This window comes from Microbacterium sp. Leaf351 (genome assembly GCF_001423825.1).
GTDB lineage: Bacteria > Actinomycetota > Actinomycetes > Actinomycetales > Microbacteriaceae > Microbacterium > Microbacterium ginsengisoli.
On record NZ_LMPK01000005.1, the window covers coordinates 46731 to 54221 of the forward strand.

Sequence of the window (7491 nt, forward strand, 5' to 3'; positions counted from 1 at the left end):
GGACCATCTCGACCTCGCCGTGCACGACGCCGGTCAGTCTCGCCGCGAGGCGGTGGGCGACATCCGTGTCGTCCCTCTGGTGCGACTCGCGCGGGTCGTCGGCGACCTCGACCTCTGACGATGGCCGACCGACTCAGTCGGGGTTGCGTACCCGCCCGCTGCCCCACAGCTCCGGGAAGCTCGCCGCGTTCGACTCCCGCCACAGCGCCATGCGGCGGGACTCCTCGGCGCGGTCGTCGAGGTAATCGGTGACGCTGTCCTCCTCCACACGCCACTGCGCCGGAACCCCGACGCGCGTGCCCCGCAGTTGCCCGTCGATGACCAGAGCGATCACCTCGTCGACGCTGAGTGACAGCGCCGACGCGACCTGTGCGGGGGCGATCAGACGCGCCCCAGGTCGGGCAGACTCGGGCATGAGCACCATTATCCGCGTCGCCGGCGCCGGCCGGGCCGTCCGCTCGCGCGCACTGTGGAAAACGGATGTCGCACCCCGCCGGCCTGCGTGACCATGGTGCGCATGCCGTCCGACCGATCAGCCAGAGGCCCCCGCCGCACAGCGCGCATCGACCTTCGCCTCGTGCTCGGCATCGCTCTCGTGCTCGCCTCGGTGGCCGGCGTCTGGGGAGTCATCGCCGCGGCGCGGCAGTCGACGACCGTGCTCGTCGCGGCCCGGACGATCCTCCCGGGCGAGGCTGTCGGCGCCGACGCCACGACGACGGCGGAGGTCGTGCTCGGAAGCGGTGTCGATGCCTACGTCCTCGCCGACACCCTCGCCGCCGACGCTGTCGCGACGCGCACGATCGAGGTCGGCGAGCTCGTGCATCGCACCGCCGTCGGCGCACCCGAGCGCGCCACAGCGACGACGGTCGTGCTGCGCGCCGCGGGAGACCTGCCGGGCGAGGTGCGCGTGGGATCGACGGTGGATGTCTGGGCCGCACCCGCGATCGAGGGCGGCGGCTACGACACTCCGCGCATCCTGGTCGCGGGAGCGATCGTGGTGGCGCTGCCCGCTTCCGACGCGGTGGTATCCCGCCAGGGGTCGGCCGTCGAGGTCTCGGTGCCACGGGCGGATCTCGTCGACGTGCTCGCCGCGACAGCCAACGACGCGCGGGTCACGGTGGTTCCGGCGTCGGGCGGTGCGCCGTGAACGTCGTTCTCGCGCTCTCCGAGCCCCGGGCGCAGTCTCTGGCCGCCGACCTCCGCCGGGAGGGGGTGACGGTGATCGCCATCGTCGCTCCCGGTGCGCTCGACCACACGGCGCGCCGGCTCGGTCAGGGCGTCGGCGATGATCCCGTCGCCGAGCTGCTCGGGGTCGCCGACGCGCTCGTGCTCGACGGCGACCGTCGAACGCTCACCCGGCCCGCGGTCGACCTCGCCGATCGGTTCGGCGTGCGCATCCTTCCCCTCGGCCGCGGGGTCGCCCTCGCGCGACTGTGCGCTTCGTACGGGCTGAGAGAGCCGCTGCCCGCGGACGCCGACGCGGAGGAGGTCGTCGCCGCGCTCGCCGCAACGCCTGCTCTTCCCGCGGCTGCGAGCGCGATACATCCCGTGATCGCCGTCTGGGGGCCCGCGGGAGCCCCCGGTCGCACCACAGTGGCCATCGAGGTGGCCGCCGAGCTCGCGCGGGGCCACCGTCGGGTCGCGCTCGTCGACGCCGATGCGCACGCGCCGAGTGTCGCCGTTGCGCTGGGGCTCCCTGTCGACGGCCCGGGTCTCGCCGCCGCGTGCCGTCAGCACGACCAAGGCGGCGTCGACGCGGCCGAGCTCGAACGGGTCGCAATCGCCGTCGATGTCCCCGACGGCGAGGTCGACGTGCTCGTGGGCATCAACCGTGTCGCACGCTGGCCCGAGCTCGCCGCGCCCCGCGTCACCGGGGTGCTCGCCGCGTGCCGCACCTGGGCCGACGCGACCGTCGTCGACATCGCGGCGCCACTCGAGCGTGACGAGGAGATCGTCAGCGACGTCATCGACGGACCGAGACGCAACCAGGCCGCCCTCGCCGTGCTCGCCGGCGCCGACGCCGTCGTGGCGGTCTGCGCAGCAGACCCGGTCGGCGTCTCGCGGTTCGTCGCCGCCTACGATCAGCTGCACGAGAGTGTGGGCGCCGCACCCATCGTGGTGGTCGCGAACCGCGTCCGCAGCGGCGTGATCGGCGTCGACGCCCGGGGGCAGGTGCGCTCCACGCTCGAGCGCTATCTCGGCATCCGTGACCTCGCCTTCCTGCCCGACGACCGCCGCGCCGCCGATCGGGCGCTGCTGCTCGCGCGGCCGGTCGCCGCGACATCGCCCCGTTCGGCCCTCGTCCAGGCCGTGCGACGCGCTGTCGGTGCGCGCCTCGCGCCGTGGGTCGCCCTCCACGCACCCCACCGGGAGGAGGCGGCCGGGGCCGTAGGCTGGTGAGGTGTCGACCCTCAGCGATCTGGTCACGGCCCATGGCGTCCACGACGCCGCCGATATCGAGTGGCTTCATCGCCTCGCCGGAGACGGGCAGCTGCTCGCCGACCTGGCATTCGCCGACATCGTGATCTGGGTGCCGACGGAAGACGAATCCTTCATCGCGGTCGCCCACACCCGGCCGAGCTCGGCAGCGACGCTCTTCTACCGTGACATCGTCGGCGACCGGGTGCGGCCGCAGTGGCGCACGCAGATCCGCGACGCGTTCGCCGAGGCCCGGATCGTCGACTCCGCGTCACCGGACTGGTTCGAGGAGACTCCCACGCGCGTGCGTGCGGTGCCGATCGTGCGCGGCACAACGGCCGCCGGTGCCGCGCCGCGCGTGATCGGCGTGCTCACCCGGCACACCAACCTCGGCGAGGCCCGTACGCCCTCGCGTCAGCAGATCACCTTCAACGACTGTGCGGACGATCTGTTCGGGATGGTCGCGTGGGGGGAGTTCCCCGACCTCAGCGCCCCCACCTCGCCGCGTCGAGGCGCACCGCGCGCTCCCGACGGGCTCATCCGGATCGACGTCGACGGCGTCACGACCTTTGCGAGCCCCAACGCCCTCTCCGCGTTCAACCGCATGGGCTTCGACGACGAGCTCGAAGGCGAGTCGCTCGTCGAAGTCGTCACGCAGATCCTGCCGGCGAAGCGGCAGTTCGACGAGAGCCTGCCCGTCGTCGTGACGGGTCGGGCGCCGTGGCGCACCGACATCGAGGCGCGAGGGGTGACGGTCTCACTCCGTGCGATCCCGCTCCGTGACCACGGCGTGCGCATCGGCGCGATCGTGCTGTGCCGCGACGTCACCGAGATGCGTCACCAGGAGCAGGAGCTCATCACGAAGGATGCGACCATCCGCGAGATCCATCACCGGGTGAAGAACAACCTGCAGACGGTCGCCTCACTGCTGCGCATCCAGGCGCGACGCACGTACTCCGACGAGGCACGAGAGGCGCTCAGCCACGCGACTCGCCGCGTCGCCGCCATCGCGGTCGTGCACGACACGCTGTCGGAGGGTCTCGCGCAGAACGTCGACTTCGACGATGTCTTCCACCGTGTGCTCAAGCTCGTCGCCGAAGTGGCAGCGGCCCCCAACACCCGCGCGCGCACGAAGACGACAGGATCCTTCGGGCGCCTGCCGAGCGAGTACGCGACGCCGCTCGCTCTGGCGCTCACCGAACTCGTCACGAACGCCGTCGAGCACGGTCTCGCCGACCGTGAGGAGGGCGAGGTGGAGATCCGCGCGGATCGCACCGACGAGCGACTCGAAGTGCGCGTCCGCGACACCGGAGTCGGTCTGCCCGAGGGTCAGGTCGGACGCGGGCTCGGCACGCAGATCGTGCGCACCCTCATCCAGGGCGAGCTCGGCGGCACGATCGACTGGCACACCCTCATGGGCAGCGGCACCGAGGTGACCATCGACATCCCGCTGCGCTACATCGAACGGGACGTCTGAGCAGAGCGGATGCCGCGGCATCCGCTCTGTCGCGAGCGCGCGGTCAGGAAGCGCGACGGGCGCGGGCGGCGCGGCGCTTCAGCGCACGACGCTCGTCCTCGCTCAGGCCGCCCCAGACGCCCGAGTCCTGGCCGCTCTCGAGGGCGTACTGCAGGCAGATCTCGGTGACGGTGCACCGCGCGCACACGGACTTGGCCTTCTCGATCTGGTCGACGGCGGGTCCGGTGTTGCCGACCGGGAAGAAGAGCTCGGGGTCGACCGTCAGGCACGCGGCTTTGTCACGCCAATCCATACTGTGTTGCTCCTATGACAGCGGGGGAGGAAGTTCGGGTGGGTTCCGCAGGGCCGAATCGAGTCCGTTACCCTGAGTGTTGTGCGAGATCTGTCTCGCCCCACGCCGCTGTGGGATCACACAAAGGTCTATCGTTCCACAACGGTTGAGCCTGATCAAGGGTTTCCCGGCTCTCATACGCGATCGTGTCCGAGTCGAGACGCGCGCGATGGTGCGGATCCGACCGTCAGGAACATTCAGGAGGATGCATGCGCCCGCAGCCGTTCGCCGTCGCCGCGGGGGTGCTGGTGTGTCTCGAAGCGGTCGCTCTGCTCGCTCTCGCAGGGTGGCAGATCAGTGCGCTGATCGGTGGTGACGCGGACTCGCTGACGAGCTCGATCGCGCTTCTCGTGCTCATCGTGCTGGGCGCCGTCGCGGTCGCCGCGTTCGGGGTCGCGACGTGGGTCGATCGATCGTGGGGGCGCTCCGGTGCGATCGTCACCCAGCTCCTCGTCGTCGCCGTCGCGCTCGGCGCGGCCACGGGCACGTTCGCGCATCCGATCGTCGGCGTCGAGATCGGCATCCCGGCCGCGATCGTGTTCGTGGTCGTCGTGCTCGCCGCCCGCGAGTCGGCGCGGCGCCGGCGTGAGCTCGATGTCGCATCCGACGAGTCGCCGCGCCGCTGACGCCTGACCTCGCGTGCCGTCGGCGCGGCGCGGCGCGGTGCGGGCGTCACGGCGCAGCGCGCCGTCGTCGCTCTGCGCCGCGAGGGGCGTGCGGTCCCCCGGCGCTCAGGCCGCGAGACCGAGGAGCCCGCGCAGGCGAGCCACGTGTCCGGTCGCCTTGACGTTGTAGAGCGCGTGGGTCAGGTGCCCGTCGGGACCGACGACGAACGTCGAGCGCAGCACGCCCTCGACGACCTTGCCGTAGTTCATCTTCTCGCCCCAGGCCCCGTACGTGTCGTGGACGGCGTGGTCGGGGTCGCTCAGCAGCGGGAAGGTCAGCCCGTCGCGCTCGGCGAACTCGGCGAGCTTCGCGACGCTGTCGCGCGAGACGCCGAGCACCTCGATGCCGGCGCCCTGCAGCGACGACAGGCTGTCCCGGAAGTCGCACGCCTGCGTCGTGCAGCCGGGCGTCATGGCGGCCGGGTAGAAGTAGACCACCACGGTGCGACCGCGCAGCCCGCTCAGCGACACGGACCGGCCGTTCTGATCCTCGAGCGTGAAATCGGGTGCGGCGTCGCCGGGCTGAAGCTGCGTCATGCCCCCAGCCTACGGGCGCCGGATGCCGCGCGGCGCCGGGGTGCGGCATCCGGTGTCTTCGTACCGTCAGCGGTCGGAGAAGGTCTCGAGCAGGCGCTGGAGGGAGTCCAGGCGGGCCGCTCCGGACTCGCCGAGGCGCCCGTCGGCGACGGCCTCGATGATGGCGCAGTCGGGTGCATCGGGAAGGTGGGTGCAGCCGCGCGGGCAGTCCGCCGCGATCTCGGCGAGATCGGTGAACGCCTGCAGGATGTGGGCCGGATCCACGTGGCCGAGGCCGAAGGAACGCACTCCCGGGGTGTCGATGACCCAGCCGCGGCCGTCGTCGCCGGCGTAGCGGAGCGAGACGGTCGAGCTCGAGGTGTGTCGTCCGCGGCCCGTGACGTCGTTCACGTGACCCGTCGCGCGCTGCGCCGACGGCACGAGGGCGTTCACGAGCGTGGATTTGCCCACGCCGGAGTGCCCCACGAACACCGTGCTGGAACCGACGAGTTCGCCTCCGATGGCGGCGACGGGCAGATCGTCGCGGGCACTCGTGAACACCGTGAGGTCGAGCCCCTCGAAATGGGCGAGGAAGTCCGTCGGGTCGGACAGGTCGGTCTTCGTGACCACGAGCAGCGGACGGATGCCCGCGTCGAGGGCTGCGACCAGATACCGGTCGACCAGACGCGGGCGCGGCTCGGGATCAGCGGCGGCGACAACGACGACCATCTGGTCGGCGTTGGCGACGATCACCCGCTCGACCTGATCGGTGTCGTCGGCGCTGCGGCGCAGGAGCGTCGTGCGCGGTTCGATGCCGACGATGCGCGACAGGGTGCCCTCATCACCGCTCACATCTCCGACGACGCGGGCTCGGTCGCCCGTCACGATCGGCTGCGAGCGCAATTCGCGCGCACGGGCGGCGAGGGCCTCGTGCTCGGTCGGCCCGTCCTCGTCGATCAGCACGGTGTAGCGCCCACGGTCCACACCCAGCACGCGGGCGATCACCGCATCCGCGTGCGCGGGGCGTCGCTTCGTGCGCGGCCGGTTGCCCTTGGGGTTCGGCCGCACCCGCACGTCGCTCTCGTCGAAGGCGGGCTCGTCATCGTCGTCGATGTCGTCGAGCCAGCTCACGGGCGCTCCGTCGTGAGCATGTCCGCCCACAGGTCGACGAACTGGGGGAGGGTCTTGGCCGTGGCTCCGATGTCGTCGACCTCGACACCGTCGACGACGAGGCCCAGCAGTGCGCCGGTCGTCGCGAGGCGGTGGTCGTGGAACGCCCGCCAGAGTCCGCCGTGCGCGGCGCCGGGGTGCACCTCGATGCCGTCGGGACGCTCGTAGGCCGTCACCCCGATCGCGGCGAGGTTCGCCACGAGCGCGGCGAGACGGTCGGTCTCGTGCCCGCGCAGGTGTCCGATCCCGCGGAACCGCGACGGCGACGAGGCGAGCGCCGCGATGCCGACGAGTGTGGGGGCGAGCTCGCCCACCGCGCTCAGATCGAGGTCGGCGCCGTCGATCGTGCCCGTTCCCGTGACGGTCAGGGCGTCACCCGCGATCGTGGCGGTGGCGCCGAACGCCGCCAGAAGCTCGGGCAGCAGGTGCCCGGGCTGAGTGGATGCCTCCGGCCACCCCGTGACCGTCACCTCGCCGCCGGTCACGACCGCGGTCGCGAGGAAGGGGGCCGCGTTGGAGAGATCGGGTTCGATCGCGACATCCATCGCTCTGATCGGCCCGGGAGCGACGACCCACTCGCCCTCTCGCGGGGAGGAGGTCTCGACGCCGCGGTGACGCAGCGACGCGAGCGTCATCTCGATGTGGGGGAGGCTCGGCACACGCTCGCCCCGGTGCACGAGGTGCAGGCCCTCATCGAATCGGGCGGCCGACAGCAGCAGACCCGAGACGAACTGGCTCGACGCGCTCGCATCGATCTCGAGCCGGCCGCCTCGCACCGAGCCGGTGCCGTGCACCGTGAAGGGAAGGGCCCCTGTTCCGCCGTCGTCGACGGTGAGGCCGAGGGAGCGCAGCGCCTCGATCAGGGGACCCATGGGGCGGTGCAGTGCGCTGTGATGCGCCGTGAGGTGCACGGC

Annotated in this window: 9 protein-coding genes; 4 read left to right on the top strand and 5 right to left on the bottom strand. The window is 71.9% G+C overall.

What is annotated here, in order from left to right; translation table 11 throughout:
* Nucleotides 1-133: 133 nt before the first annotated feature.
* The gene (locus tag ASG00_RS14240; RefSeq protein WP_045248348.1) at nt 134-415 is read right to left on the bottom strand and encodes a hypothetical protein; all 282 of its coding nucleotides are present in this window, start codon (nt 413-415) and stop codon (nt 134-136) included.
* A 162-nt stretch (nt 416-577) separates the two neighbouring features.
* Between ASG00_RS14240 and ASG00_RS14715 the strand changes: the two genes are divergently transcribed.
* The 3 genes from ASG00_RS14715 to ASG00_RS02230 are packed head-to-tail and all read left to right on the top strand — an operon-like array spanning nt 578 to nt 3895.
* Complete coding sequence (locus ASG00_RS14715) at nt 578-1147, top strand: SAF domain-containing protein (RefSeq protein ID WP_235559073.1); 570 nt, start codon at nt 578-580, stop codon at nt 1145-1147.
* Complete coding sequence (locus tag ASG00_RS02225; RefSeq protein WP_056206515.1) at nt 1144-2400, top strand: AAA family ATPase; 1257 nt, start codon at nt 1144-1146, stop codon at nt 2398-2400. Before ASG00_RS14715 ends, ASG00_RS02225 begins: the two co-directional genes overlap by 4 nt.
* A gap of 1 nt (nt 2401) precedes the next feature.
* Nucleotides 2402-3895: a sensor histidine kinase gene (locus tag ASG00_RS02230; protein ID WP_056206517.1), complete on the top strand. Its 1494-nt coding sequence runs from the start codon at nt 2402-2404 to the stop codon at nt 3893-3895.
* Nucleotides 3896-3938: 43 nt separating this feature from the next.
* Here ASG00_RS02230 and ASG00_RS02235 read toward each other — a convergent pair whose 3' ends face one another.
* The gene (locus tag ASG00_RS02235; protein ID WP_019182239.1) at nt 3939-4187 is read right to left on the bottom strand and encodes a WhiB family transcriptional regulator; all 249 of its coding nucleotides are present in this window, start codon (nt 4185-4187) and stop codon (nt 3939-3941) included.
* A gap of 248 nt (nt 4188-4435) precedes the next feature.
* Between ASG00_RS02235 and ASG00_RS02240 the strand changes: the two genes are divergently transcribed.
* Nucleotides 4436-4852: a hypothetical protein gene (locus ASG00_RS02240; RefSeq protein WP_056206519.1), complete on the top strand. Its 417-nt coding sequence runs from the start codon at nt 4436-4438 to the stop codon at nt 4850-4852.
* A gap of 105 nt (nt 4853-4957) precedes the next feature.
* Here ASG00_RS02240 and bcp read toward each other — a convergent pair whose 3' ends face one another.
* The 3 genes from bcp to ASG00_RS02255 all read right to left on the bottom strand — a co-directional run.
* Entirely contained in the window at nt 4958-5428 is a 471-nt protein-coding gene (bcp, locus tag ASG00_RS02245) for a thioredoxin-dependent thiol peroxidase (protein WP_056206521.1), read from the bottom strand.
* Between the two features lie 66 nt (nt 5429-5494).
* The gene (gene rsgA / locus ASG00_RS02250) at nt 5495-6538 is read right to left on the bottom strand and encodes a ribosome small subunit-dependent GTPase A (protein ID WP_056206523.1); all 1044 of its coding nucleotides are present in this window, start codon (nt 6536-6538) and stop codon (nt 5495-5497) included.
* On the bottom strand, nt 6535-7491 hold a 957-nt coding region (locus ASG00_RS02255; protein WP_235559074.1), incomplete at its 5' end, for a 3-phosphoshikimate 1-carboxyvinyltransferase. The genes rsgA and ASG00_RS02255, both read right to left, overlap by 4 nt.

Coding starts and splice junctions, on each gene's coding strand:
- ASG00_RS14240 (WP_045248348.1), bottom strand. CDS start 415: ATGCCCGAGTCTGCCCGACCTGGGGCGCGTCTGATCGCCCCCGCACAG.
- ASG00_RS02240 (WP_056206519.1), top strand. CDS start 4,436: ATGCGCCCGCAGCCGTTCGCCGTCGCCGCGGGGGTGCTGGTGTGTCTC.
- ASG00_RS02235 (WP_019182239.1), bottom strand. CDS start 4,187: ATGGATTGGCGTGACAAAGCCGCGTGCCTGACGGTCGACCCCGAGCTC.
- bcp (WP_056206521.1), bottom strand. CDS start 5,428: ATGACGCAGCTTCAGCCCGGCGACGCCGCACCCGATTTCACGCTCGAG.